At 41.7% G+C, this 25,696-nt stretch carries 21 protein-coding genes and 1 pseudogene; 5 read left to right on the forward strand and 17 right to left on the reverse strand.

Going from position 1 to position 25,696, the window contains the following annotated elements:
• The 7 genes from LX92_RS20360 to LX92_RS20390 form a co-directional block, all read right to left on the reverse strand.
• Window positions 1–468 (reverse strand): cupin domain-containing protein, encoded by a 468-nt coding sequence (locus LX92_RS20360; RefSeq protein ID WP_109654568.1) that lies wholly within the window; start codon window positions 466–468, stop codon window positions 1–3.
• A gap of 31 nt (window positions 469–499) precedes the next feature.
• On the reverse strand, window positions 500–1,507 hold the full coding sequence (locus tag LX92_RS20365) for a zinc-binding alcohol dehydrogenase family protein (RefSeq protein ID WP_109654650.1): 1,008 nt from the start codon (window positions 1,505–1,507) through the stop codon (window positions 500–502).
• Window positions 1,508–1,533: 26 nt separating this feature from the next.
• Window positions 1,534–2,208 carry an NAD(P)H-dependent oxidoreductase gene (locus tag LX92_RS20370; protein ID WP_109654570.1) on the reverse strand — a complete coding sequence of 225 codons (675 nt, stop codon included), beginning with the start codon at window positions 2,206–2,208 and terminating at the stop codon, window positions 1,534–1,536.
• Window positions 2,209–2,524: 316 nt separating this feature from the next.
• Window positions 2,525–3,079, reverse strand: coding sequence for a thioredoxin family protein (locus tag LX92_RS20375; RefSeq protein ID WP_109654572.1), 555 nt, complete (start codon window positions 3,077–3,079; stop codon window positions 2,525–2,527).
• An 11-nt stretch (window positions 3,080–3,090) separates the two neighbouring features.
• Entirely contained in the window at window positions 3,091–4,035 is a 945-nt protein-coding gene (locus tag LX92_RS20380) for an aldo/keto reductase (protein WP_109654574.1), read from the reverse strand.
• Between the two features lie 8 nt (window positions 4,036–4,043).
• Window positions 4,044–4,517: a Dps family protein gene (locus LX92_RS20385; protein WP_109654575.1), complete on the reverse strand. Its 474-nt coding sequence runs from the start codon at window positions 4,515–4,517 to the stop codon at window positions 4,044–4,046.
• Window positions 4,518–4,583: 66 nt separating this feature from the next.
• Entirely contained in the window at window positions 4,584–4,883 is a 300-nt protein-coding gene (locus tag LX92_RS20390) for a putative quinol monooxygenase (protein ID WP_109654577.1), read from the reverse strand.
• A gap of 313 nt (window positions 4,884–5,196) precedes the next feature.
• Here LX92_RS20390 and LX92_RS20395 point away from each other — a divergent pair, with 313 nt between their 5' ends.
• Window positions 5,197–6,081, forward strand: coding sequence for an AraC family transcriptional regulator (locus LX92_RS20395; protein ID WP_109654579.1), 885 nt, complete (start codon window positions 5,197–5,199; stop codon window positions 6,079–6,081).
• 73 nt (window positions 6,082–6,154) lie between these two features.
• Here the strand turns inward: LX92_RS20395 and LX92_RS20400 are convergent, their stop codons facing one another.
• From LX92_RS20400 to LX92_RS20415, 4 genes are all read right to left on the reverse strand, one after another.
• Window positions 6,155–6,733 carry a DUF4251 domain-containing protein gene (locus LX92_RS20400; RefSeq protein ID WP_170117908.1) on the reverse strand — a complete coding sequence of 193 codons (579 nt, stop codon included), beginning with the start codon at window positions 6,731–6,733 and terminating at the stop codon, window positions 6,155–6,157.
• A 413-nt stretch (window positions 6,734–7,146) separates the two neighbouring features.
• Window positions 7,147–8,202, reverse strand: a complete 1,056-nt coding sequence (locus LX92_RS20405) for an adenylate/guanylate cyclase domain-containing protein (RefSeq protein ID WP_109654583.1) — start codon at window positions 8,200–8,202, stop codon at window positions 7,147–7,149.
• 152 nt (window positions 8,203–8,354) lie between these two features.
• Window positions 8,355–9,392, reverse strand: a complete 1,038-nt coding sequence (locus LX92_RS20410; protein WP_109654585.1) for a DUF1611 domain-containing protein — start codon at window positions 9,390–9,392, stop codon at window positions 8,355–8,357.
• 3 nt (window positions 9,393–9,395) lie between these two features.
• Window positions 9,396–10,439 (reverse strand): dipeptide epimerase, encoded by a 1,044-nt coding sequence (locus LX92_RS20415; protein WP_109654587.1) that lies wholly within the window; start codon window positions 10,437–10,439, stop codon window positions 9,396–9,398.
• 256 nt (window positions 10,440–10,695) lie between these two features.
• On the opposite strand from LX92_RS20415, the gene LX92_RS20420 reads away from it, so the two are divergent.
• Entirely contained in the window at window positions 10,696–11,283 is a 588-nt protein-coding gene (locus LX92_RS20420) for a pseudouridine synthase (protein ID WP_109654589.1), read from the forward strand.
• Here LX92_RS20420 and LX92_RS20425 read toward each other — a convergent pair.
• A complete protein-coding gene (locus tag LX92_RS20425) occupies window positions 11,261–13,126 on the reverse strand; it encodes an adenylate/guanylate cyclase domain-containing protein (protein ID WP_109654591.1) in 1,866 nt (621 codons plus the stop codon). The two genes, LX92_RS20420 and LX92_RS20425, sit on opposite strands and share 23 nt — an antisense overlap.
• 2 nt (window positions 13,127–13,128) lie before the next feature.
• The gene (locus tag LX92_RS20430; RefSeq protein WP_109654593.1) at window positions 13,129–13,941 is read right to left on the reverse strand and encodes an RICIN domain-containing protein; all 813 of its coding nucleotides are present in this window, start codon (window positions 13,939–13,941) and stop codon (window positions 13,129–13,131) included.
• 419 nt (window positions 13,942–14,360) lie between these two features.
• On the opposite strand from LX92_RS20430, the gene LX92_RS20435 reads away from it, so the two are divergent.
• Window positions 14,361–16,553: an amino acid permease gene (locus LX92_RS20435; protein ID WP_109654595.1), complete on the forward strand. Its 2,193-nt coding sequence runs from the start codon at window positions 14,361–14,363 to the stop codon at window positions 16,551–16,553.
• A gap of 253 nt (window positions 16,554–16,806) precedes the next feature.
• Here LX92_RS20435 and feoB read toward each other — a convergent pair.
• The 4 genes and pseudogenes from feoB to LX92_RS20455 form a co-directional block, all read right to left on the reverse strand.
• Window positions 16,807–18,998, reverse strand: a pseudogene (gene feoB / locus LX92_RS23090) (ferrous iron transport protein B).
• Between the two features lie 3 nt (window positions 18,999–19,001).
• Complete coding sequence (locus LX92_RS20445) at window positions 19,002–20,021, reverse strand: metal-dependent transcriptional regulator (protein ID WP_109654597.1); 1,020 nt, start codon at window positions 20,019–20,021, stop codon at window positions 19,002–19,004.
• A complete protein-coding gene (locus tag LX92_RS20450; protein ID WP_109654599.1) occupies window positions 20,018–20,674 on the reverse strand; it encodes a metal-dependent transcriptional regulator in 657 nt (218 codons plus the stop codon). Before LX92_RS20450 ends, LX92_RS20445 begins: the two co-directional genes overlap by 4 nt.
• A gap of 165 nt (window positions 20,675–20,839) precedes the next feature.
• Window positions 20,840–22,738, reverse strand: coding sequence for a hypothetical protein (locus LX92_RS20455; RefSeq protein ID WP_109654602.1), 1,899 nt, complete (start codon window positions 22,736–22,738; stop codon window positions 20,840–20,842).
• Window positions 22,739–22,922: 184 nt separating this feature from the next.
• On the opposite strand from LX92_RS20455, the gene LX92_RS20460 reads away from it, so the two are divergent.
• Together LX92_RS20460 and LX92_RS20465 are read left to right on the forward strand one after the other, a co-directional pair.
• Window positions 22,923–25,166 (forward strand): molybdopterin-containing oxidoreductase family protein, encoded by a 2,244-nt coding sequence (locus tag LX92_RS20460; RefSeq protein WP_109654604.1) that lies wholly within the window; start codon window positions 22,923–22,925, stop codon window positions 25,164–25,166.
• Window positions 25,163–25,696: a 4Fe-4S dicluster domain-containing protein gene (locus LX92_RS20465; RefSeq protein WP_109654606.1), complete on the forward strand. Its 534-nt coding sequence runs from the start codon at window positions 25,163–25,165 to the stop codon at window positions 25,694–25,696. The genes LX92_RS20460 and LX92_RS20465 overlap by 4 nt, the downstream gene beginning before the upstream one ends.

Genomic DNA, 25,696 nt, shown 5'->3' on the forward strand with positions numbered 1-25,696 from the left:
TTATTCGCTCTTCTTTAAATAATCAGGAAGTTCATTGGACAGCCAATCTTCACGAACCGGAACATGAACATCTAAGTCCATCGTTTTCTCCAAGGCCCAAAATTCGTGCGGTACGTTTTCAGGGAATACAATGACTTCTCCCCCGGAAACAACAACATAGGTTTCCTTACCGTCAATAATCGTTTTGATCTTGACCTTGCCTGACAGGATATAGGTAATCTGCTCATTGGGATGTTGGTGCCAAGGAATATGCGCCCCTTTTTCCAAATCGAAAATGGTCATTTGCCCTTTCTGTCCGTGAAACCATTTACGCTGAATGCCTTCGCCAATAGTTTCCGATGCCATTTCATCAAAATTGAAATGCTGCACTTTGGAAGTGGCTACAGCGTCTATTGTTGTTACTTGTGCATTAGCCGTAGTACTAGCATATATTGCTGCTATAACCAATATTTTAAGTGTAGTTTTCATTTTCTATTTTAATTATGTTGACTCATGGCGTCTAAAATCCTTCTAAAACAATCTTCCCTTTTGCCTTTCCTGTTTCCAGGAAAGCGTGGGCCTTACGAAGGTTTTCGGCATTTATGGTCCCGAAATTCTCCCCTAAAGTGGTTTTAATCGTTTTGCTATCGATCAACTCGGAAACCTTGTTGAGAATGTGGTGCTGCTCGATCATATCCTCTGTCTGGAACATAGAACGGGTAAACATTAACTCAATGTGAGTAGACACGGCCTTACCTTTAAAAGGCATTACGTTCAATGATTTCGGGTCGTCAATAAATCCAAATTTACCTTGGGGTTTGATCAACTTGGCAATTTCATCTACATGTTGTTCCGTTGCATTTAGGCTTACTACATATTCTGGCGCAGAAAGACTGTATTTCTCGAACTCTTCACTTAGTTTATTCCTGTGGTTAATAACCGAGTCGGCACCCAATTCCTTTAACCAAGCCGTGGTTTCTTCACGGGAAGCCGTAGCAATGATATTCAGTTTGGTCAGTTTTTTGGCCAATTGCACCAAAATGGAACCCACCCCACCGGCAGCACCAATGACTAGAATGGACTTACTAGCATCGTTTTTGGCTACTTCCAATCTATCGAACAACATCTCCCAAGCTGTAAGCGAAGTCAAGGGTAAGGCAGCTGCTTCCGCATAAGACAAGCTCGCTGGTTTTTTGCCCACGATACGCTCATCTACAACTTGAAACTGTGCATAGCTTCCTTGTCTTGTAAAATCGCCGGCATACCAAACTTCATCACCGACCTTAAAGAGGGTAACATCCTCTCCTACTTCTTTAACAACACCGGTGGCATCCCAACCGATAACTTTCCAATCATCACCTTGTACAGGCATTCCGGCCCGTACTTTATAATCGGCTGGGTTTACAGATATTGCTTTTATCTCTACTAGAATGTCCTTGCCAATTGCTTTTGGCATGGCCAATTCTACGTCTTGTAATGATTTTACATCCTCAATGGGGAGGTTCTCTTTGTATCCTATTGCTTTCATTTTATATTTTCTTTTGGGTGATAGGATTACTTCCAAGTAATGATGTCATCAAAGTTTCTTCTAGATTTCCCAAATTCAGGATCTGCTTTTCTGTAACCGAAAGCCACCATAAATGACAAACCGTACTTATCTGTATCCACACCGAATTTATTCCTTAAAAGGGCTTCTGCTTTTTCTTGATGGAATCCTTCAATAGGACAGGAATCAATGCCGGTTAAAGCGGCGGCGGTCATCATATTTCCCAAAGCGATATATGTCTGTTTTGAAGACCAATCGAACAATTTCTTATCGGTATCCAAATCGAAATCACGCTCTTGGAATTCCCTATAAAATTTAGAGTACATTTCAATGACATCTTCAGGCAATTGTTTTACATCCTTCATCATGTGCATGATGTATTCCGAATCGTGCTTTACCATAGGAGCCTTCATACTCAACCCCAACACAAAGTGACTGGCCGTATCCAACTTTAAGGGGGCTCCCCAGGCTACAGGTTTTAACAATTCACGTAATTCCTTATCTTGGACAACGATAAAATGCCAAGGTTCAAAACCAAATGAACTCGGTGATAAATGTGCCGCTTCCAAGATGAATTTCATATCGTCATCTGAGATAGTTTTAGTGGCATCAAATTCCTTAGTTGCGTGTCTGAAGTTAAACGCGTTGATGATCTCTTCCTTTGCGATGTTTGGTGTGTTCATTATTATATTTTTAATAAGTTGTTTTTAATTTGATACAAATGTAGAACCTCTTTATACCTCTATTAGAGTATAAATAGAGGTGATATATGTACAAAAAGAGGTTTTTGGAGGTTATTTTATTACGTTTTTGCCAAAAACAGGAAGTTATCACGTTTACGTACCGTTTTAAATACAATACGGTAGACTATAATCCTTTATTATTACCGGATAAACTTTATATCGACCTAACGGAATAGCTTTGGAGACAATACCCGTATGCAGTAAACAATTGGGTATTGTCTCCAAAGTGTAATGAACAATAAGCTGTGCCCCTATGTTATTGCTTCCATTTGATATTGCAACCCATACTTGGTTTCTGTTCTGTATTTACCGTATTCCCTGCCAATAAAGCATCTAGGGCATTGGATAGGTCTTTGCCGGAAGGTTGTCCCATTTCGGGTCTGGTTTCATCAAAACGGCCCCTATAGGCACATTCCATATTGCTGTCAAAAACAAAAAAGTCTGGAGTACATTCTGCTTGGTAGGCTTTGGCAACTTCCTGTGTCTCATCATACAAATACGGAAAGGGATACCCTTCCTTTTTTGCCACCTGCGTCATATATTCCGGAGCATCCTGTGGATAATTATCCACATCATTACTGCTAATGGCAATAAATTGTACCCCTTTTGCCTGGTAGTTATTTGCAACTTCCACCAATTTTGGATTTATGTGATGTACAAACGGACAATGGTTGCAGATAAAAACAACCACGGTTGCTTTGTCCGATTTTAATGCTGAAAGGGAAACATGTTCTCCCGTTATGGTATTCAACAAAGTGAAATCGGGTGCCTTGGTACCTAATTCCATCATGTTCGATAAAGCTAAAGACATATTTTTCTATTTTAATTACTGGCAATTTCCAATACCTCTAGGTCTTCTGCATCCAAATGTAGTTTAGGGGCATCAAACAAAGTTTGTAATTGGTGCTTACTTGTTGCACTTACAATCGGCGCGGCAATATGTGGTTTGGACAACAACCAAGCCAAAGCTACTGTAGCGGGTTTGCTGTTGTGTTTTTCTGAAACGGTATCCAAGGCCTTTAAAATGCCTAGGCCTTTATCGTTTAAATATTTTCTTGCACCCCCACCACGTACACTTTTTCCTAAATCATCCTCGGAACGGTACTTCCCTGTTAGGAATCCACTTGCCAAGGAATAATAGGGCATAACGCTGAGTCCGTACTTTTCTACTAAGCCGGCATATTGGGTCTCGTAATTTGTGCGCTCAACCAAATTGTAATGGGGTTGCAAGGCCACATATTTTGGAAGGTTGTTTTCTTCTGATGCCCTAAAGGAAGCCTCCAATCGTTCCGGGGATAAGTTTGATGCGGCAATATGCCGTACTTTACCCGCCTTTATGATCTGATCATAAGTGGATAAAGTCTCCTCCACGGGGGTAACCTCATCGTCAAAATGCGTATAATATAAGTCAATATAATCTGTTTGAAGACGATTTAAGGATTCGTCAACCGACTTTAGAATGTGTTTTTTGCTAATGTCTATAGGATGTTCTTTCGTCTCGGAACCGACTTTGGTCGCAATGACCAATTTGTCTCTGTTGTTACGGGCTTTCATCCATTTGCCAATAATGGTTTCCGATTGTCCACCAACTCCATTTACCCACCAACTGTAGGTGTCCGCCGTGTCGATAAAATTGAATCCTGCCTCCACAAAAGCGTCCAATATTTCAAAAGACTGTTTTTCATCCAATGTCCAGCCAAAAACATTTCCTCCAAAATTAATGCGGGATACTTCTAAATCTGTATTTCCTATGGTTACTTTTTCCATTTTCCAATTTATTTTAAATGAGCGCGTAGGAACCATGCGGTTTTTTCATGTTCTTCCAATAAACCTGTTACAAAATCACTGGTTCCAAGGTCTTGATAAGTTTCTGCAAACGGAGTGATGACTTCCCTTAGGTGTATGCAAATTGTTTCATGGTCTTGTAAAAGTTCTTTGATAAAGCCTTGGGCGCTATTGTCGTTCTGTTCCCGCTCCGTGAGGTGGGTCAGTTCCAAAAATTCCTTTAGGGTAGCCGGTGCATAGTGTCCTAAAGTACGGATACGTTCCGCAACACTATCGACAATCGTAGCCAATTGTTCATATTGTCCTTCAAAAAATTTGTGCTTGTCATAAAAATCAGGACCCTCTACATTCCAATGTGCATTTCTGGTTTTGGTGTAGAGTACATACTCATCCGCTAAAATCTTGGCTAAAGCATCGGCGATAGCCTGACGATTTTCATCTGAAATTCCAATATTCGTTTTCATTGTTACTATTATTTTAATCCAAAAAGGTAAAGCCGTACCCTGTTGATAGGGTTACGCTATTACCGACTAGTTTTCGATTTCTGTCATTTTATGAACTGTAAAATCCTCTAATTTACCTTCCGTAGCTTTTTGAAATTGCACAAAATGGGCACTTTGGGAATGTTTTTGCAGGTATTCCTGATTTACCCATCGTTCATGAAACAAGAAGAGATTTGGATTTTCATTGTCCTGGTGTAAATCATAACTGATATTACCCTCTTCTGCCCTGGTTACGTCCAGTAATTTCATCAATTCAGCCTTTACGGATTCCCTGTGTTCTTCTTTTACCAAAATTCGTGCTACGATGGTTAGGTGCTGTTTTTTCATGTCAATATGTCGTTTTTATAGGTTTGCGGTTTCCAATTGTTTTGTTGCTGTTTCGATTATGTTATTTACTATCATATAAGACCAATGTTCCCTGTAAAAGTAGGATTCAAATACCATATATCGCAAATTGTATTGCGACTCCCGTTCTTATTTATCTAGATTTCACAATACAAAGTTACGCCTAGGGATATCGATAAGGGATGTATATAAAAAGGGTAATGATGTATATTTAAAGGTTTCTGGAAGGAATTATCAATGATATTGGAATGATTTTTATAGTTTAGCGGTTCAAAATGATAATAACACCGGAATTATGCAAGTATTGGAAGCTTATAAACCCTTTGAAATACAAGAATTGGAATTGACGGAATGGAAACAACGGGCCGTTAAGAAGAACTTTTTCGAATTGGTTTTGATAAAGGAAGGAAGGGGTTCGCAATGCATAAATTACAATGAATACACCTATGGGAAAGGAAGCATATTTTTGCTGCCCCCACTGAAATGTCATTCCTTCACCATTGATGATCCCACAAAATTCGTCTTTCTGAAGTTTACGGATTCTTTTTTTAAGAATGTGGGCAGAAGGTCGATAGATAGGGATGAATGGTTTAAGGAAGCCTCTTATATTCTATCCAATTACAATCAATTGCCCGGTGATATCATTAAAAATGAAATGGATAGACGGTATTTGGAGAACCTCATTGACATGATATTGCAGGAATCCAGGAATTATGGGGAAGATTCCGTAAGTCTCGTCACAAGTCTAATGACCAGTATTTTGGAGATTCTGATACGGAATATTAAAAAGAGCCACTATTTTGAGGGTACCCAGCGGAATACAGATGACAGAATAACCCGAATGTTGACCTATATCAATGAGCATATCGATAAACCCGAACTACTAAAAGTGGAAAATTTGGCAAATACCTTTTTAATGTCGCCTACTTATGTCAGCGAGTACTTTAGAAAACAGGTTCATATGTCACTTCGGGAGTATATCATCAAGGCTAAACTCAAATTGGTCGAAATACGTTTGTTGAATTCAGACTATACCCTTACCGAGATTGCCGATGATTTGGGTTTTACCGATGTGAGTCATTTATCAAAGACCTTTAAGCGGTATGTAGGGACCTCTATCCGTGATTTTAAGAACAAGGGAGAGTATATGCTCTTAAAACGGAATTCCTGTGTTGCTTAAAGACGGGCGTCATTGGTCCTAGGTTTAACCGCGAAGGTCATTCTTATGTCCCCCAATATTAATTTCACAAAGTTCAACTTTTTGTCTTTTCTTGGTCTTCATTGGCAATTATATCGCCGTCATACCGAATGGAGTTTCGATAGGCGCTGTTAACAAAAACAGTGGCTTTCTTGTTAGGGTATAAGGTCATAATGACCTCATAGGATTCAGCTTTTCCCTTGACATCGAATTCAATTTTGAGGTATTGTTTTTTGCTGTTCTCGGTAACCTCATAAGTTGTAGGTTCACCTTCGAAATGAATACCGGCATCCTGTGGGTTCATGGTGCTGACGACCTGTACTTCCCCAAAATAAGATAGTGAGCCCTTTACGCTATCCTGCATTACTTTTATGTAGTCACCGGTAACATCTATGCGGCCAGCCGTATTTCCGGTGTTTCGCAATAAGGCCATGGTAACTTGGGTTACCGCTTGGGTCTGCATAGGATGGGCGGTTTTTACATCAATGGTAAATGATTTTGTGGCCACAAGTTCCTTCAAGGCCTCGAACTGTTCGGTTTTTAGGGCAATAGCACCGGCACTTTGGGTACTGTTACACGCCCAGAACACTACTACTGTTAAACCTAAAACCACTAAATGTTTAATTTTTTTCACAGGTCCTGTTTTTTTAATCGATCAACTTTTTTTACCAATTTCCTAAGTGTAATTCCCACTATTATTCCCATATATGGGGAGCTTTGTCTTATAGACCTTTACTACCCTTAATTTACGGTATTTTCCATATTTATTCTCTCAAAAATCTGTTAATTCTTCGATGGGGAAAATCGATGGGGATGTATCAAGGGGTATTGGGATTCAACCGTCTTCGAAGGAGAGTGCCCTTCCATTGTTTTACCTCCAATAAGATTGCTACTTTTTCCTTCCTTGTTGGATTATTGGTTGTAAGGAATCTGTTTTGTTCACGACTTAGGACATATACAATTTGCTATGAGAAAGAAATGATTCAATAAATTGTATTAAGTTTAGTGATTGGTTGATGGAAAGCCCGGGTTTTACCTGGGCTTTTTTCATTTAGGGATAGCTTGGGTTACCCCAAAGACTACGACTTCCTTTTCTTTTCCCTTTAGGGGGATGCTTCCCATATTTTCAAAGTTAAAACCGGTCGTGTCCAATTGGTCTTTTAATTGTTGGGATACCAACAGGTCTTGATTCAATGCATTGCATTGGCCTTGGATACGGGAGGTGGTGTTGATCGTGTCCCCATGGTAGGCAATTTCCTTTTTGTATTTACCCACCTCGGTTACCGTGATCTTACCGGAATGGAGACCGGCTTTAAAGAAAGGAAGGCTGTTGTAATTGGTTTGATAATAATCCTTCTTCATGTGGAGTTTGTTTTTAAAGGTAAAGAAGGCATTAAGGCAATTTTGATGGCGTAGTCCCTTGTTTAAAACCCAAGAGAGCACCACCTCGTCACCTACATATTGATAAATCTCAGCCTCATTCTCAATGACGACTCCCAAATCGTTAAAACAATCCTGGATCATACGACTGTAGGCAATATGTCCGAGGTTTTCTGCATGCTCCGTTGAGGATTGTAGGTCCAAGAACATGAAAATACGTTCTTCTTCCCTTGGGGTATAGAATTTGCCTTGTAGTAATTTCCAAAGGTTGTTCTCCCCTAACATCAAATTAATTTGTCTTAAAAGGAGCATTAAGCTATCAACGGTGAGAATATAGAAGTATATGGGTATGTTCCCTGGTTCAAACGCAAAGGCCACAAATCCCTTGGCCTCACCAAAAAATTGGGTAACCATGATATACGCCATGAACACCAGGAAAAATAGAAAAAGGATGGCATAGACTAACCGTAAACCTATCAATCTATAAATAGAGACTCTTTGATTATATCGCTTTTCGGTCAGATTTTGGACTAAACCCGAAATTGCACCGAAAAATGGGCCAAAAGTGAAGGCAATAATCAATGCTTCCCTCAATTTGAAATTAATGGAACCTAATTCAATCGTGCCCATACCTCGAATTATAGCCAGGAAAATAAAGGCCAAAGTCCAGCTGATCATGTAATTCCTTATGATAATCCACCTTCTTTTGATTCTTATGTTCATAGCTATTTATCGGAACGAATATCGAAGTTACATATAAGTCTTGGTTTGGGGCACCTATATATAATCCAAAAGGGTTTGGCTTCTTGATTTTGTACGCTTAACACCTTTATGATATAGATTCAACTTTTGTGCTTCCTTTTTTTTAATTCAGATTAAATTAGTGTACGTCCTATCTTTTCTGCTCCGAAACGGACAACATCGGTTACCGGTAAACCGGTTTCTTTCTCTATCTCTTCAATAAGCTGAAGCGCTTCACTTTCACTGAGTTTACTTGTGTTTACTGCAATTCCGACCGTTTTTGCCTTTGGAAAGGATCCACAGGCATTGGCTACGGCTTCATTCAATTTGATAACTTCATTCAATGGGGGGATCGTTATGTCGGTAACATCCCGTAAGGTTGTCATTTCCCCTCTATGGCATAAAATAAGATGTGTAGGGCAACAACCGCGCATTAAGGGCAGGGTTGCCGTACTTCCGGGGTGCAGTAATGAACCTTGGCCTTCAATAAAAACAATATCCTTATCCTTGGCCCCTAGGACTAGATGTTCAACAGCACCGCAGGCTTGATCAACTTTTATGGCATCCAAAGGGATTCCTTTTCCAGTAACGGTTATTCCTATTTGCCCTGTAGCGATAAAATCAGTGGATATGCCTTGTTCCTTTATCCATTTATAAACTTCCAAACCCGCGGTCATTTTTCCAACGGCCATATCGGTACCTATCATAAGTACCCGTTTATTGGTCAAAGCACTTGCCCTGGCCCTGGCGATGGCGTAATCGGTGACCGGCTTGCGTACATCCCAAATCACCTGTTCGGGCTTATCGGCATGTAAGAGATGCGCAAAACGCTCTGCAAGAAGGTCGTGCAAACCATTAACCAATGACATTCCCATTGTCAAGGCCTTTTCAACATCCTGCACCCAAGTAACGGGTAGCTTCCCTCCTGTTGGGGCCAATCCTAAAACCATGACTTCAGCCCCCATTTCAATAGCTTTCTCCACCGAGGCAACTATGGGGATTGCGAAGGGTTGGTCTATGACCTCATTCACTGTTTTGCCCGAATAATCAGAATCGATGACACAGACAATCGGGTTTTCCGAATAACGCATAACCCCATACCCCATTTTGGCATAAATGGAATCCAGATTACCTTCCATATAAATGGCCAATTTCTTTTCTTTTCCTATCATATTCTAAACTTCTTCTTTTAAAATAGCTCCATGTCCAAAGCGTTCCGTTGGTGTAATCACCCCATTTATCAATTGGGCTCCCGAAAAAGGATCGGGATCCAAATTAAGGTGGGAATCCAAATCCACATGATCCAAAAGTCCGGTCAATGCAGCCCCAGCCGATATCGATAGTGAGGATTCCCCCATGCAACCGATCATGGTTTTTAGCTTAAAGGCCTTGGCGGTAGCTATAATTCTCAGGGCTTCTGTTAGACCACCGCATTTCATCAGCTTTAAATTTACCCCATCGACCGAATTGGCCCATTGGGGAATGTCGGTTGAAAAATAGCAGGACTCATCCACAAAAATAGGAAGTGGTCTGTTTTTGAAAATAAAAGGAAGGTCCTCTTCCCTCCCGTGAATCAAAGGTTGTTCCACATAATCGGTCCCTAAATCGGCCAACCATTTCATCATATGGATGGCTTGATCCACATCCCAACCCCCATTGGCATCGACCCGTAGACCAACGTTATATTTCTTGGTACTTTCGATAACCTGGGCAAACATGGCCTTATCGGCTTCGATACCTTCCTTGGATCCCAGTTTTACTTTTAGAAATTTAACCCCGGTACCTTCCAGGAGCAAAGGCATTCGTTCTTTGACCACTTCTGGCGGATTAATACCTATGGTCACCGAAGTGGCGACTTTGGGCAAGGGAATACCGAATAGTTGGTACAATGGGAGTTGTGCCGTTTTGGCCAGTTGGTCCCATAACGCAATATCCAAAGCAGCCAAAACACATAAAGGCAGATCGAATTCCCTACCTTTATTATAAATTTCGGTTATGGAGAGCTTTTCAATTCCGGTATTGGAAAACTGCTCAAGTAACCGCTGGCCTTCTTCCGCCGATTCATTCCCTAGGGTCGATGAAGGTGCCATCTCGCCCCAACCGGTAACACCGTTCTTGGTCACTCCCACAAAAAGGTTATCCGATCCCGTAACCAATCCCCGGCTTATTCGGAGGGGAAATCTTTTTTTTAGGTGAATTGTTTTGAATGTTAGTTTCATGTATTCAAGTGTATCTGTTTTTGTTCTGTTCGGAAGCAAATCTTAGTATATAATGGGAAATTAGCGTTTTTCGCTGTCACTTTTGCGTCAATAAATTGGTTTTAAGGAGATTACTTTCCTTGCTGGTACTTGCGACTTGACCACTGAGGAAATAAAGGTTGAAATTACAATATGAAACCTCAGTTTTCCAAATAAATTACCTAAGATTTAACTTATAAAGTCATGATATAACAACCTTTGTTATTTTTGTAATTACATGCCCTTAAAACAACACCAACATTTGAAGCTTTATAAACCCTTCGGGATGCTCAGTCAATTATCCTCCAATGAGGAGCGGCAGATGCGGAAGAAGCGATTTTTAAGTGAACTGTATGATTTTCCTGAAGGAACAATGCCTGTTGGAAGGCTTGATGAGAAGTCTGAGGGATTGTTGCTGATGACCACTGATGGAAAACTGAGCGATACGATCAACCGTTCTGGAATCGAAAAGGAATATTATGCGCAGTTGGATGGGGAAATCACCATTGAAGCCCTAAAAGCAATGGGTAAGGGCGTCGAGATAGGCCTATGGGGTAAACGATACACCACAAAACCCTGCAAGGTCATAAAATTGCTTGAGGCGCCTACCCTGCCTGAACCGGATAAAAAACTTCGTATAGGCACCCATCGCCCCAATTCTTGGATCAGCATCACGTTGACCGAAGGTAAATTCCGGCAGGTTCGAAAAATGACGGCTGCCGTGGGCTATCCAACGCTGCGATTGGTACGGGTACGCATTGGGAAGATGCTTTTGGATGATGCCACCGTAGGACAGGTCACCCCTATTTCCCATATTGATCTTTGACTATTTTCATTTTAGGTTCAGAGGTATTTTCTTTCCCGCCATTTACAAAGTACATCTTTACCTTACCCTTATTCTTCGCTTCTATTTCCCCACGATACTCGCATTCGAAATCGGATTTTATCAATTCATAGGTACTATGGGAGATATTGATCTTCCCGGGTTCTGACATCGATTCCATACGGGAGGCTACATTCACGGTATCGCCCCAGATGTCATAGGCGAATTTCTTGGTACCCACTACCCCGGCCACCACGGGTCCTGTGTTGATCCCGATACGAATGTCAAAGGTCAATTCGCTGGCAGCATCATCTTTTTTTGTTGCTTCGACAAATTCAATGATTTCGAAAGCCGCCCTGACCATTCTATGGGCATGATCTTTGGTCTTGTCATGCAAGCCCCCAGCGCACATATAGGCATCGCCAATCGTTTTGATTTTTTCCAAGCCATATTTGTCCATAATGGCATCGAACTTTGAAAAATAAAAACCTACGGTTTCTACCAAGGCCTCTGGCGATAGTTTTTCTGAATAACTGGTAAAACCCTTAAAATCGGTGAACAAAACTGTCACAGCTTCGTATTTTTTGGCTTTTACGGTGCCATTGGCCTTTAATTCGTCTGCGGTTTCCTCTGGTAAAATATTGAGCAACAAATTATCGGAACGGTCCCGTTCTTCTTCAATGATCCTTTTCGTTTTACGTATGAATTTATTACGGCGAAATAATCCGATGGCCAAGATTCCGATCAAAAACAAGGCAAGGGCTGTGGCAATCGCTATGTTGCGTTGGTTCTTTCGGCGCTGATCGAGAAGGTCTACTTCTATTTGTTTTTGCGAAACCTCAAAGTTGGTACGCTGATCGGCCAATTGCTGCACCGTTGCGATATTATTTACACTATCCCGATAGGCGATATGATTTTTATAATACCTATAAGAAATTACTAGCTCACCTATTTCTTCATACAATTCTGAAAGTTTTAGATTAGCATCACCAATCTGTTCTTTTAAACCATACTGTTCGGCAATCGTGAGACTTTTTTGCGCATAATCGATTGCAGTTTGGTGCTCCTCTTTTTCCAAATAGATATCGGACATTGATATAAGAAAAACGCTGATGGGGTAATAATCACCAGATTCTTCTAAAATACCAATAGCTTCATTGATGTTTTTTTCGGCAAGGTCATTTTTTCCGGTATTCGCATACACCATGCCTATGTTTCCTAGGTTATAGGCCTTTCCAGCCACATAATCTACTTCTTCAAAAAGTGCCCCGGATTCGTTGAAGTATACAAGTGCTGAATCGTATTTTTTATTGGTAAGCAATGCATCTCCCGCGTTTAATATATACGAAGCCAAAGCGAGAGTGTCTTTAGTTTTTCGTAGTGTAGCAATTGCTTTATTGTAATACAGCATTGCATTTTTATAATTATCGGAAACTGCATATACATCGGCTATCGCACCATAGGCACTACCTTCAACGGGAATTAAATTTTCTCTTTTTGCTACTTCTGCACTCTCGAAATATGCAGCCAATGCATCCTCTAAGTCTCCGACAAACTGTTTTGCATTTCCCTTTTGAAAATACCCATAAGAGAGGTATTCATAATTACCATTTAGCTGTGATAAGTATATCAATTCCTCGGAATATTTTAAAGATAATTCAAAGTCATTTATTTCATTAAAAGACAGACTATATAGCAACTCTAATTTTGCTTCAACCGCCAATGTATCTAACTGATAGATTACCGTTAAGCTATCAGCAATTCGCTGGTCTTGGGAAGTTGTAACTTGATAATTAAAACAAAAAACGCCTATCAAAAAATAATAGGCTTTTCTTTTTAAAGACATTATTATGCTTGAGGTTTTACTCTAATTCTTGGATCTTGGGTATACGTTTTTCCGCCCACCTTATAGGTTATATTATATTCTTCTTCTGAACCTGGAGGCATTGTCCCCACAATTCCTACCCAGGTCCCATTGTTTTCCTGTGAAGGGTCAACAATGAATAAATCGGTTCCTGCGGTCTCAAACACATTATCCAAACTTGAGATATTCCCACCTTTTACCCATTTTACCGTATCCCCTGCGCCTACTTCGGTAGTCATGGCCGCGTCACCCGGTCCCGTATTGGCTTGGTGCCCTTCATCATCGGATAAACTTGGTGGAATTGGATTGGCAATAGTTGCACTAACGGTAACGGTGTGTATATTCGGTGAAGCCCCTATAAAATCCAATTTCCACAGAAAGTTATCGGTGGTAGGCGTATTGCCCTGACACGCTAGTGTACCATTGGCGTTGCCTCCATTTAAAATATTCAAATATTGTCCGCTGCTTTTTACCTGTAAAAGGCACCACCCGGGATTGTTGGGAGCATTTATGAACTTCCATAGGAAATTATCGGTCGTAGGCGTATTGCCCTGACAGGCCCTTGTGCCATTGGCGTTTCCACCATTAAAAATATTCAAATATTGTCCGCTACTCTTTACCTGGATCAAGTGCCATCCTGGGTTATTCGGGGCATCAAGTATTTGCCATATAAAATTATCCGTCGTAGGGGTGTTGCCTTGACAGGCGCTGGTACCGTTGGCATTGCCCCCGTATAATATATTCAGATATTGTCCACTACTTTTTACTTGAAACTTTAAATCCGTTGTTGTCGACATAGTATTGGTTTTAGTTGAATGGATCTATCATTCTTAATTTGGATGATTAAATTAACTTGGTTTATCCAATCCTAAGTGGATGTAAGGACGAAGAGCCCTATTTAATACCCGAAAGGTCTTGATTATTTATCAAGGTATGTTTAATCTCGATGAAGTGGTTTAAACGTTAGGCGGTAAAATTATTGCCAACCCCGATTTCCCGAAGTGTAAATATGGGTTTGTATGGGTGTCAATAGGATGGGCCTTGGTATGGATCTTAGCTTTTTGTATTGTTTGGAAGAAGCGGATATAACTGCAATCAACGCAACCCAGACGGGGCATAAATATTTCATGGAAGTAGGGATTTTTAACCTATATTTAAGAAACCTACGAATTTTGATAAAGGATAACCGTTTTTAAAAACAAGTTTACGAACAGCATTGGGTCAACAAGAAAAAAATACTAAAAAGTTCAATACCTTCGGCGGGGTTTTTACTCCTACCCTTCTTACTATCCTGGGGGTTATCATGTACCTTCGTTTGGGTTGGGTGGTTGGTAATGCCGGATTACTGGGGGCTTGGCTGATTATTATCGTTTCATTCCTTATTACCCTTTGCACGGCCTTATCCATGTCTGCAATTACAACAAACATTCGCATTGGTGCTGGGGGCGCCTATGCGATTATCTCCCAATCGCTAGGTCTCGAGGTGGGTGGTAGCCTTGGTATACCCAGATATATATCCCAAGGGTTGGCGGTTACCATGTACATTTTTGGTTTTAGGGAGGGGTGGTTGACAATCTTCCCGGGACATGAACCTTTTTTAGTGGATATTCTTGTTTTTGGGGTGCTATTGACTATTGCCTATATAAGTGCCGACCTTGCTATAAAAACTCAGTTTTTTATCATGGTCATTATAATTCTGTCCTTATTTTCCATAGTATTGGCCGCGTATTATGGTTCCATGCATATTCCAGTTGAGGATGCCATACGTTGGGGGACCTTCAAGGGGTCAATCGAAAACGGCTTCACAGGTAGTGATTTTTGGCTGGTTTTTGCCGTGTTCTTTCCTGCTGCCACAGGTATAATGGCAGGAGCGAATATGTCTGGGGAACTGGCAAACCCCAAGAAGAGTATTCCGCAAGGCACCCTTTGGGCCATTGGGGTCAGTTTTCTGATATATATGCTGTTAGCCTATTGGTTGGCCCGTACGGCTACAGAACAAGAATTGATCTCAAATTATAACATCATAGTGGAGAAATCCTTTGTGGGGCCATTGATAGTAGCGGGTATTCTTGGTGCCACTTTTTCCTCGGCATTGGCGTCCCTGGTAGGTTCTTCACGAATACTTTTTGCAATGGGTGAACACCGGGTATTGCCTTATGGCGAATTCCTTTCGGGTAAAAGCACTAATGGCCAACCAAGAAATGCAATGGTCGTTACGGGGGTCATCATTTTTGCGACCATGCTTTTACGGGACCTTAATGCTATAGCCCCATTGGTAACCTTATTCTTTCTGATTACGTATGCCATGATCAATATTGTTGTAATCATAGAACAGCGCCTTGGTCTCATCAGTTATAGACCGATATTCAAAGTCTATAAATGGATACCCTGGTTGGGGCTTTCATCCTCTGTCTTGGCCATGTTCATAATTAATCCAACAATCAGCCTCGTTTCCATAAGTATCGTGTTTGTGGTGTATTGGTTTTTGGCCCGACAGAATTTGGAAACCCCTTTTGAGGATGTCCGGTCAGGGTTGTTCGTTTCTTTTGCGGAATGGGCGGCAAAGCATACTTGGGGCATGAAAAGTATGCAGCAACGGGCGTGGAAACCGAATCTTATGGTTCCCATTCGCGATATCCATGGTGCAAAGGGCAATTTTCAATTTTTAAGGAATATTGCCAAGCCGAAAGGTTCCATTAAACTTCTTGGTATTGAACCCTTTTCGGAAAAAACCGGGTTTAGGGATGAGTTGGCCAATCTATCGGAGTCATTTCGGAAGAAAGGGGTGTTTTCTTCATGGACGGTTATTCATAGCGATGATTTTGCACAGGGTGTAAATTACGGTAACCAAGCGTTGCAAGGCGCATTTTTCAAACCCAATATCGTATTTCTTAATCTGCAGGAGCACGACGATTACGAAACGGAATTACGCCCTGTGATCAAGGAGTGTATACGGCTGGAGATTGGGGTATTGCTATATCTGTCGCATCCTATGGCCCAATTGGGTCAACGGAATATGATCAATGTTTGGGTAAGGGACAGGAAGGATAATTGGGATTTGGGTTGGGATATTGGAAACTTGGACCTGTCTATTTTAGTGGCGTATAAATTGAAAAAGAATTGGGATGCCAGTATTAGATTGATCATAGTGATCGATGATGAAGGGGAAAAGGAAAATGCCCAACAATTTTTATTGACGCTGATAAACCTTGCCCGATTACCAGAGACCTTGACCGAGGTTTATGTCGGTAATTTTAAGGAAATAGTGGAGAAATCGCCGGCAGCAGACCTTAATATCTTTGGGATGGAAGGCAATCTGCAATTTGAATTTGTCAAGGAAATAAGTGCAAAAACAGGAAGTTCCTGCCTTTTCGTAAAGGACTCGGGTCATGAGAGTATCTTGGCATAATACCATAAGGACTTATTTGCTTAATGTTGTAATCGGGGCCCAATCTACGGTACGGAATTCCACTTCTCAGCCTTCTGCCAGTAAGGCTATTTTACCCTTACTGGCCGTTGCCTTATAGCCATGATTGACCAATTCATCATTGATCCACACTTTGATTTCTTTTATTTAACATTCAATCCACATATAGTTCCATTACTTGGAAGCTAAGGTTTTTAATGACAAAGACCATTTTATTCTTTATTTCAGGAAAATACTACGCGAACAACCTCCATACTTGGGCTACAAGAAATGTTACCACAAACCCCATGATTACAGGTAAAATAGAAGCGACAACCGTCCATCGAACACTTTTGGTTTCCTTATAAATGGTATAGATCGTTGTACTGCAAGGATTGTGCAACAAGCTGAACAACATGAGGTTGACGGCTGTCAACAACGTCCAACCCCCAGCCCTAAGGATTTCACCGGTCGCATTGGCCGAGTCCAATTCGAACATCACGCCAGCCCCTGCCCCACCGGAGATTCCGGTAACCAAGACCGTAAGCATCAAGATGGTGGGTATTACGATTTCATTGGCAGGAATCGCGACAATATAAGCCACTAGAATCACCCCATTCAAACCAAAAAGGAATCCAAATCCGTCAAAGGAATCAATCATCCAAGCTGCAATACTTAAATCCCCGATATGGATATTGGAAATCAGCCAAATTACGGCACCTGCGGGTGCAGCAAAAACGATGGCACGCCAAAGAACGATAAGCGTTCTATCAATGATCGAGGTGTAAATCGTTTTCCAGAACCTTGGTGGGCGATATGGGGGCAATTCAAGGTTGAATGTAGAGACCTCCCCCTTTAACACGGTTTTTGATAACGCCCATGAGGTCAGGAACATAAAACAAATACCCAGTATAGCGACACCAATAACGGCCCCCAAGGAAGCAATACCAGCAAAGGAAGCTGGTACGGTAGCACCTATAAATATGGTGGCGATCAAGATTTGGGTAGGCCAACGCCCGTTACAGAGCGAAAAATTGTTCGTGATAATGGCAATTAAACGTTCCCTTGGACTATCGATAATCCGCGTTGCGACGACACCAGCGGCATTACAACCAAAACCCATACTCATGGTAAGGGCCTGTTTGCCATGGGCTCCCGATAATTTGAATAAATGGTCTAAATTGAAAGCGACCCGTGGGAGGTAACCAAAATCCTCCAGAAGCGTAAACAATGGGAAAAATATGGCCATTGGGGGTAACATCACAGCAATGACCCAAGCCACGGCCATATAAACACCATCAATTAAAAAGCCATCGAGCCACCAAGGTAAACCTAGGGCCGATGCATATCCCTTCAATGCCGGATGAATGGTATTTAAAAGCAATTCCGCCAACATTGAGGAAGGGTAATTGGCACCAACAATGGTCAACCAAAGTACGACCGCCAAAATAAGGAACATTAAGGGGAACCCCCATGTTTTACTGGTGATGATCTTATCGATTTTGGCATCTAACCGCAATCTATTGTCACCATTTGGCTTGTGAACGGAAACCTTTACGATTTCGGCCGCATCGGCGTATATACCCTCAGCAAGGTTATCATGGAATTCGTCACCGATTTGCCAACGAAGGTCATTGGAGAGGGCAATGATATTGTCTATATTCTTTTGCTTCATGAGATATATTCTTCAAATTCCCCGGTTCGGAGTAAATTAATGATGTGTTGGTCACCTTCCAAAAGTCGAAAAGCAATCCATCGACTGTTGGGCATATCGGGATATTCCTTAAGGATCTCCACACTTAAATCCTCAACAGCTTTTTCAATATTCTTGGGGATATTCTTAATACGATGGGGTTTGCAAACGATAGAGCCATTGGCAACCTCGCTGATGGTCTGTATCAATTCAGGGATACCCTCATTGTATCGTGCACTTGCGGGAACCACAGGAATACCGAGGTCGCGCGCTAAGGTACGGGTGTTTATCTCTATATCGTTACGTTTGGCCTCATCCATAAGGTTTAGGCATAGTACCGCCCGATCGGTAATTTCCAGTATCTGTAAAACCAAGTTCAGGTTTCTTTCCAATCTACTGGCATCCACGACGATTACGGTAACGGTGGGTTTCCCAAAAAGAATGAAGTTTCGGGCTACTTCCTCATCTTCGGAAGTCGATAATAAGGAATAGGTGCCCGGCAAATCCACCAGTTTGTATTTTTCATTATTGTATTCAAAACCACCTTCTGCCCTGGTTACCGTTTTACCGGGCCAGTTGCCTGTATGTTGGCGCAAACCGGTAAGGGCATTGAAAACGGTACTTTTACCTGTATTCGGATTTCCGGCCAACGCAATAACGTGGTCAAAAGAGGAGGTGTCCACCCCTAATTTTTTTAATCCGGCCGCATTGAAATGCGCACAGGTATCACATGCACTTTTAGGTTTAACTTCCATGACCTATTTTTTAATTAAAATTTTAGATGCCTGATCGTTTCTCAAGGCAATACTGGTTCCTTTTATCAAATAAGCTTTGGGTTCACCCAATGGGTTTAAAAGATCAATACTAACACTGGCTCCCTTTACAAATCCGAGATCCAATAACCGTCTTCTACTTTCTCCCCTTATCTCCTTTGAAATACCGATGATTTTTGCTTTTTCATTTTCCTTAAGGATATTGAGTCTTAATATATCTTCCTCATAGGAAATATTTTTTTCCAAAATGGAAACCGTAATATTACCCGCCATAATCGGTGCCAACTTAAAAGCTTCCCCTTCGGAATGGAAAACAATCCGTTCCGGGGATTTTTCAACGACTCGTATAATAGATCCTATATGGATGTTTTCGGCCATTATCTGTTTGTAAATGATATCGGGTTTGTCTTTAATATGGATTATCCTTCCAATAGTATGCGTCTTTAATTCGGATACGGGAACCCCTTTTAATTCAGCCATTTTACCGGTTATGGTAGGTATGGGATCCCCATGCGGGTCAAATTGTGGATTACCCAGTTTATGGGCCAAGAGGTTGGTTTCATCCATAGATAACTCATGCTCTTTTCTTTCGGCCCGTTGATGCCATTCGGTCTTGTTAAAACCGGTTTTGTCGGCCAAGTACCTTTCCCACAATCTATGTGCCCTTATAATCCGAAGGGCATAATCGCTGCCCGATTTCGTCAATTTTACAATATCGCCTGAAATGCGTACCAATCCCAAGGTGGCCATATTATCGATACTATCAATGACCATTTTGTCATTTTGCTTCAGTGTGCGTACAATATCATTGATATTCAGGTATTTGCCCGCATTTTCGTTGTGGTATAATCGTTTAAGGATATCCTCGACAATTATTTTATCGGTGGACTGGGATCCTTTGTTGATCAACCAGAACCAGCCGTTATTAGGCCTAAAAAACAGAAAGCCCAATAGGCAAATACCCAAGAATACCAAAAGTGCCAAAAGTGGATCGTATGTGTTCATTCGCTTTTTATATAGAGGTTTTTAGCCACATTTCCGGAGATTGTGATTTGTTGTGTATTGTTATCGATGGTCACAGAATTATCAAAGGGTTCTATTTCCACTATTTTAATGGTATCCCCAATGGTAATATTGATCTTGTTCAAATATTTCAAAAAACTATCCGAGGCATCCTTTACCCCAACTACAATCCCTTCTTCGTCTACCTTCAACTCCGCGAGTATAATGCTTTCCGAGGCAACGATTTTTCCATTTGTATTGGGTATGGGATGCCCATGGGGATCATGGGAAGGGTATTCCAGGAAAGCATCGAGTCTATTGGTCAATGTTTTCGATTGAATATGTTCCAATTGTTCTGCGATGTCATGTACCTCATCCCAACTAAAGCCAAGCTTGTCCACCAAGAAGGTCTCCCATAAACGATGTTTTCGGACAATCACCATCGCCCTGGTTTCCCCTTTTTTAGAGAGTCTGGCCCCTTTGTATTTTGTGTAGTCCACCAATCCTTTATTGGCAAGTTTCTGAAGCATATCGGTAGCGGAAGATGCCTTGGTCTTCATTTTTTTTGCGATCGAATTGGTACTTACCAATTTCTGGGTTTCTTCACCCAACGCATAGATTTCCTTCAAATAATTTTCTTCGGCCTGGGATAACATGGCAATAATTTTTAGCAAAAATATAAAATATTTTTAGTCTAATCTAAAAAATAGGGCATAACCATACGGTTATCAGTATGAATACTTTGAAGACCACCGTTAGATGATGAATATTGCAATCATATATTTAAGCGAAAAGAGGACCCCGAAGTGTTTTTTACATTATTAAGGATTGCTTGGTAGTATGCAACGCGCATCCAAATTATCGAGGAGATACTGGAAATTCCCCAGACTTTGCCGCATTACCTTGGAATTATCGGAGTGGCATTGTAAACATGCCCCGACCAATAGCATTCGTTTTTGCTCCTTGATGGACAAGGGTCTAAAATCGGTCCGGGTGGTATTGACCTTATCTTGATTCTGTGAATTCATAAAACCAATCCAAGCATCTTCGGGTAAATTATCATTGGGATTCATGGCATATTCCGGCGTAAAATCCCATTGACCCGTTCCTGTCGATGTGTTATATATCAATTTCCCATTGCCATAGCCCAAGGCTGTGGGATTTGAATGGCACGATGTACAGTTCCTGACGGACTTTGTGGTTGTATGGGGCGAATTTGGGGCGTATAGGCGATGAAAGGAAATATCCTCCCCTGCCCGACCCGATTCGAAACTACCCTTGTCAAGGGTCATGATCATTCCAGGGATGGCGGGCTCGTACTTTTTACCGTCTTCGGATTCCCGAACCCCCAATGTGGGGTATGAAGTCAAAAATTCCGCGACATGCTCTACCCATTGTCCGGTAACATTGGTTTTATCGAGTAAGTCAAATCCGTTAGGGTCTTTTTTATCAAATACATTATGACAACCAATACATTTGTTGGTCCAGGACGAATGACATGTGGCGCAACTGACATTCTTGTGGGCACTATCCCGCGAACAGCTTTCAGATTGCGGCTTTATCTTATGTAGCTTACCATCTTTTTTGCCGACCAAATAGGCTTGGTCACCCTCCATATACAAATTTACCAAGGGGTGACCGTCATTTTCGGCTACCAGTATGGGTTTATCGGTATGGGTGTATTTTCTGTGCATAAAAACCAGTAAGGATTCTTGATCAAGGGAGTCATAGGGGATCGTTTGTGGTTTTTCCTTATAGTGACAATCGGAACACTTCAAGGTAACCGCTTGCTCTTCATGGGCATAGGATATGCCATTACCCATTACTTCATGGCTGGAATGACAATCAACACATAGCATATTGTTGGTATGGTGTACATCGGCCTCCTTTTTGGCATACACCCTCAAATCTTCCATAACCCGATAATTCGGTTTATTTTGAACTTGCTCTTCATCCAATAAGGTTTCTTGCCAACCTTCATAATTGGTTGATATACGACTGGATCGACTATGGCATCCAAAGCAATGAAGGTCATTAACGAATATGTCGGCAGAGGGATGGGTTTTGGGAATCGTTTTTTTATTGGAATCGAGATATTGTGTCAATTCGTTATGGGCCTGCTTGGTATAGTTCAAATGACACGCGATACACCCACCACCGCGACTCAATTGGGTGATTTTTCCAAACTCCGTTTTGTCAGCCCCCAAATGACAATTGGCACAGAGGTCCCGCAGGTGTTTTTCAGAGGCAGTATGTTGTATATCCTTTATATGGTAATGGTCATTAGGGGTTTCAGCTTCGCCAAAAATATATTTATCCACGGCCACAATACCACTGTTCGTCGTCATTAGGGAGACCTTTATTTTCGACAATTCATTCGGGTGGCATTTTCCACAGGTTTCGGAGGCGTTACTGAGATTACCCGGGATAAGCACCATTCCCTCATGTGATTTGTTCTTGTCCGATTCCTTCCCATTACCCAGATGGCAACTCATGCAACCTATGAAATCAGGATTGTGATAATCAGAAAAACCACTCGTAGTCGAGTGGCATTGAATACAACTTTCCGAAGTAGGTGAAATATCAACATACTCTGGGGATGCAGTACTCCCTATTTTACCAAAGTCCCAATATTTTATGAATATTAGGGTACCCAACACCATCAAGATCAATAATGCAATGGCAACTTTTTTTATATTCCCTAATGCATTCTTCTTCATAAACCTTTGGTTTTCTTTATCAAAATTACAATTTAAATCAGTTCTAAAGAGGTTTCTTATGTAACATTTGTTACACTTAACTTGTTGAAAACATGACAATTATCATTATTTGAGGTCATGATGGTGTGTAAATTTACATTCATACGCATGCAATATTGCACTTTAGAATTTGATTGAAAAGTTTATGGGTACGTCAAGAAGAAAATTCATTAAGATTTCCGCATTAGGTTTTGGGGGTGTAGCTGTTGCCGCTACATCATTGGAATCCATGGGTGTAAATTCTTATTTAGAGGGATTTGCATTGGAGGATTCCCTTGTAAAATTAAGACAGACTGCAACCTATTGTGAGGTGTGCTTTTGGAAATGTGCCGGATGGGTACATACTGACAGTAAGGGTACCATTCATAAAATCATAGGTAACGATATTGACCCCCATTGCAATGGTAGGCTATGTCCCCGTGGAACTGGTGGTGTTGGTATGTATACCGACAACGATCGTTTAAAGAAACCCTTGGTACGAAAGGTTATCGATGGGGAGGAAACTTTTGTGGAAACGGATTGGGATGAGGCATTGACCTTGATCGCAACAAAAATGAAGGGGATAAAGAAAGAATACGGTGCTGAGAGTTTAGGATTACTGAAACATGGCTCACCAGGCTCCCATTTTGAACATTTATTCAAGGCTTTCGGTTCTGAAAGTATAGCGGAGCCGGCATATGCACAGTGTCGCGGACCAAGGGAAGCAGGCTTTAGCCTAACTTTCGGGTCATGGGTGGGTTCACCGGAACCAACCGATATCCGGGACACCAAATGTCTGGTCTTGATAGGATCACATATTGGTGAGAACATGCATAATACCCAAGTACAGGAAATGTCGGATGCCATTGATCGTGGTGCTACCATTATCACGGTGGATCCCCGACTTTCAACGGCAGCAAGTAAGTCGCAACATTGGTTGGCCATCAAGCCTTCGACCGATATTGCCCTATTGCTCGCCTGGATGAATGTCATTATAAACGAGAATTTATATGATAAGGAATATGTGGATAGGTATACCCTAGGATTTGAGGAGTTAAAAGAGCATGTACAGGAGTACACTCCGGAATGGGCCTATGGTGTTACCACAATAAAACCTGAGGAAATCAGAAAAACGGCACGGATAATGGCCGCTGCCGCCCCTGCAACCATAATACATCCGGGACGACATGTGACTTGGTATGGGGACGATACCCAAAGGGCAAGGGCTATGGCCATCTTGAATGGACTATTAGGTTCCTGGGGCCGCAGGGGTGGATTCTATTTCAAGGAGAAAATAAGTATTCCGAAGTTCCCCCATCCCCCCTATCCTACCCCAAAATGGGGTTGGCAAGAAATTGGTGAAAAATATCCTTTTGCAGAAATGGGCATTACCAATGAACTTATTAAGGCCTCTTTACCTTCAGAGGATAATGAATATCCTATAAAGGCATGGTTCGTGGCCGGCACCAATTTGAACAATTCCATTCCGAACAAAAAGTTATTGGAAGAAGCCATTAATGCCTTGGATTTTATGGTGGTTGTAGATACCATGCCCATGGAAATCACTGGGTATGCCGATGTTGTTTTGCCCGAATGTACCTATTTGGAACGTTATGATGGCATTCGATCCGCTACGAATAGGGAACCATCGATAGCCTTACGCATGCCGGCCGTAGCCCCAAGGTTTGATTCGAAACCGGCCTGGTGGATTGCCAAACAATTGGGGGAAAAACTTGGACTGCACGACTATTTTAAATATGATGATTTTAAGGAAGTCATTGCCTGGCAATTGAAACAAATGGGAACCTCCTTGGAGGAAATGGAAAAAATAGGGGTGAAAAAATTCCCTAGAAAGTCTGGCCCTATGTATTTGGAAGAAGGACAGGATTATGAATTCTATACCGATAGTGGTAAAATAGAGTTTTACTCAGGAGCTTTGGAAAGAGAGGGATTTGACCCTATGCCCACGTATACGAAACACCCAGAGCCTGCACCGGGATACTATCGATTGAATTATGGTAGATCACCCATGCATACCTTTAGTAGAACGGTAAACAATCCCAATCTCAACGATTTAAAGAGTGAGAACGACCTGTGGGTCAATCCAAAGGTGGCTCGAATACTTGGTTTGAAAAAAGGACAGTACGTTTGGCTAGAGAATCAGGATGGGGTCCAATCCTCATTCCCCATTCGGGTACGTGTTACCGAGAGGATCCGATGGGATTCCGTATATATGGTCCATGGGTTTGGGCATAACAACAAAAAATTGGGCCGTGCACATGGCAAGGGCGCCAGTGATACACAACTGATCAGTCAAGTGGCCATTGATCCCATTATGGGAGGAACAGGAATGCGCGGAAACTTTGTTAAGATACTTACTGAAAATCCATCTAAAACCGTAGAAGTATGAGATATGCCATGGTCATCGACACCAAAAAGTGTGTAGGTTGCAGTGACTGCGTAGTTGCGTGTCAAACCGAGAACAATGTTCCTATTGGGTATTGCAGGGACTGGATTACTGAACGGGTTGAAGGAGCCTATCCCAATCTTGAATTGGAATTGCGATCCGAGCGGTGCAATCATTGTGAGAATGCACCCTGTGTACGCTGCTGCCCTACGGGTGCAAGTCATATTATTGAAGGAGGAATCGTCTTGGTGACCCCCGATGAATGTATCGGTTGTGGAGCATGTATAGAATCTTGTCCTTATGATGCGAGATACCAACATCCGGAAGGCTATGTGGATAAGTGTACTTTTTGCCATCATAGGCTCGAGAAAGGCCAACTCCCAGCCTGTGTTTCGGTTTGTCCTACCAAATGCATGTATTTTGGCGATTTGGATAACCCTAACAGTGAAGTGTCGCAATTACTCAAAGCCAGAAAGCATAAAACCTTGGCGCCAGAGGCGGGAACAAAACCCCATGTTTATTATTTAATATAA

This window comes from Maribacter polysiphoniae (assembly GCF_003148665.1).
In the GTDB taxonomy this organism is placed as follows: Bacteria; Bacteroidota; Bacteroidia; order Flavobacteriales; family Flavobacteriaceae; genus Maribacter_A; species Maribacter_A polysiphoniae.

Bases quoted from the DNA above. Each gene is read 5' to 3' on its own strand.
- LX92_RS20460 (WP_109654604.1), top strand. From the start codon at position 22,923: ATGGGTACGTCAAGAAGAAAATTCATTAAGATTTCCGCATTAGGTTTT.
- LX92_RS20365 (WP_109654650.1), bottom strand. From the start codon at position 1,507: ATGAAAGCAATAGGATACAAAGAGAACCTCCCCATTGAGGATGTAAAA.
- LX92_RS20445 (WP_109654597.1), bottom strand. From the start codon at position 20,021: ATGAACACATACGATCCACTTTTGGCACTTTTGGTATTCTTGGGTATT.
- LX92_RS20415 (WP_109654587.1), bottom strand. From the start codon at position 10,439: ATGAAACTAACATTCAAAACAATTCACCTAAAAAAAAGATTTCCCCTC.
- LX92_RS20375 (WP_109654572.1), bottom strand. From the start codon at position 3,079: ATGTCTTTAGCTTTATCGAACATGATGGAATTAGGTACCAAGGCACCC.
- LX92_RS20360 (WP_109654568.1), bottom strand. From the start codon at position 468: ATGAAAACTACACTTAAAATATTGGTTATAGCAGCAATATATGCTAGT.
- LX92_RS20405 (WP_109654583.1), bottom strand. From the start codon at position 8,202: ATGAACATAAGAATCAAAAGAAGGTGGATTATCATAAGGAATTACATG.
- LX92_RS20465 (WP_109654606.1), top strand. From the start codon at position 25,163: ATGAGATATGCCATGGTCATCGACACCAAAAAGTGTGTAGGTTGCAGT.
- LX92_RS20370 (WP_109654570.1), bottom strand. From the start codon at position 2,208: ATGAACACACCAAACATCGCAAAGGAAGAGATCATCAACGCGTTTAAC.
- LX92_RS20390 (WP_109654577.1), bottom strand. From the start codon at position 4,883: ATGAAAAAACAGCACCTAACCATCGTAGCACGAATTTTGGTAAAAGAA.
- LX92_RS20455 (WP_109654602.1), bottom strand. From the start codon at position 22,738: ATGAAGAAGAATGCATTAGGGAATATAAAAAAAGTTGCCATTGCATTA.
- LX92_RS20425 (WP_109654591.1), bottom strand. From the start codon at position 13,126: ATGTCTTTAAAAAGAAAAGCCTATTATTTTTTGATAGGCGTTTTTTGT.
- LX92_RS20420 (WP_109654589.1), top strand. From the start codon at position 10,696: ATGCCCTTAAAACAACACCAACATTTGAAGCTTTATAAACCCTTCGGG.
- LX92_RS20430 (WP_109654593.1), bottom strand. From the start codon at position 13,941: ATGTCGACAACAACGGATTTAAAGTTTCAAGTAAAAAGTAGTGGACAA.
- LX92_RS20380 (WP_109654574.1), bottom strand. From the start codon at position 4,035: ATGGAAAAAGTAACCATAGGAAATACAGATTTAGAAGTATCCCGCATT.
- LX92_RS20450 (WP_109654599.1), bottom strand. From the start codon at position 20,674: ATGTTATCCCAGGCCGAAGAAAATTATTTGAAGGAAATCTATGCGTTG.
- LX92_RS20395 (WP_109654579.1), top strand. From the start codon at position 5,197: ATGCAAGTATTGGAAGCTTATAAACCCTTTGAAATACAAGAATTGGAA.
- LX92_RS20385 (WP_109654575.1), bottom strand. From the start codon at position 4,517: ATGAAAACGAATATTGGAATTTCAGATGAAAATCGTCAGGCTATCGCC.
- LX92_RS20410 (WP_109654585.1), bottom strand. From the start codon at position 9,392: ATGATAGGAAAAGAAAAGAAATTGGCCATTTATATGGAAGGTAATCTG.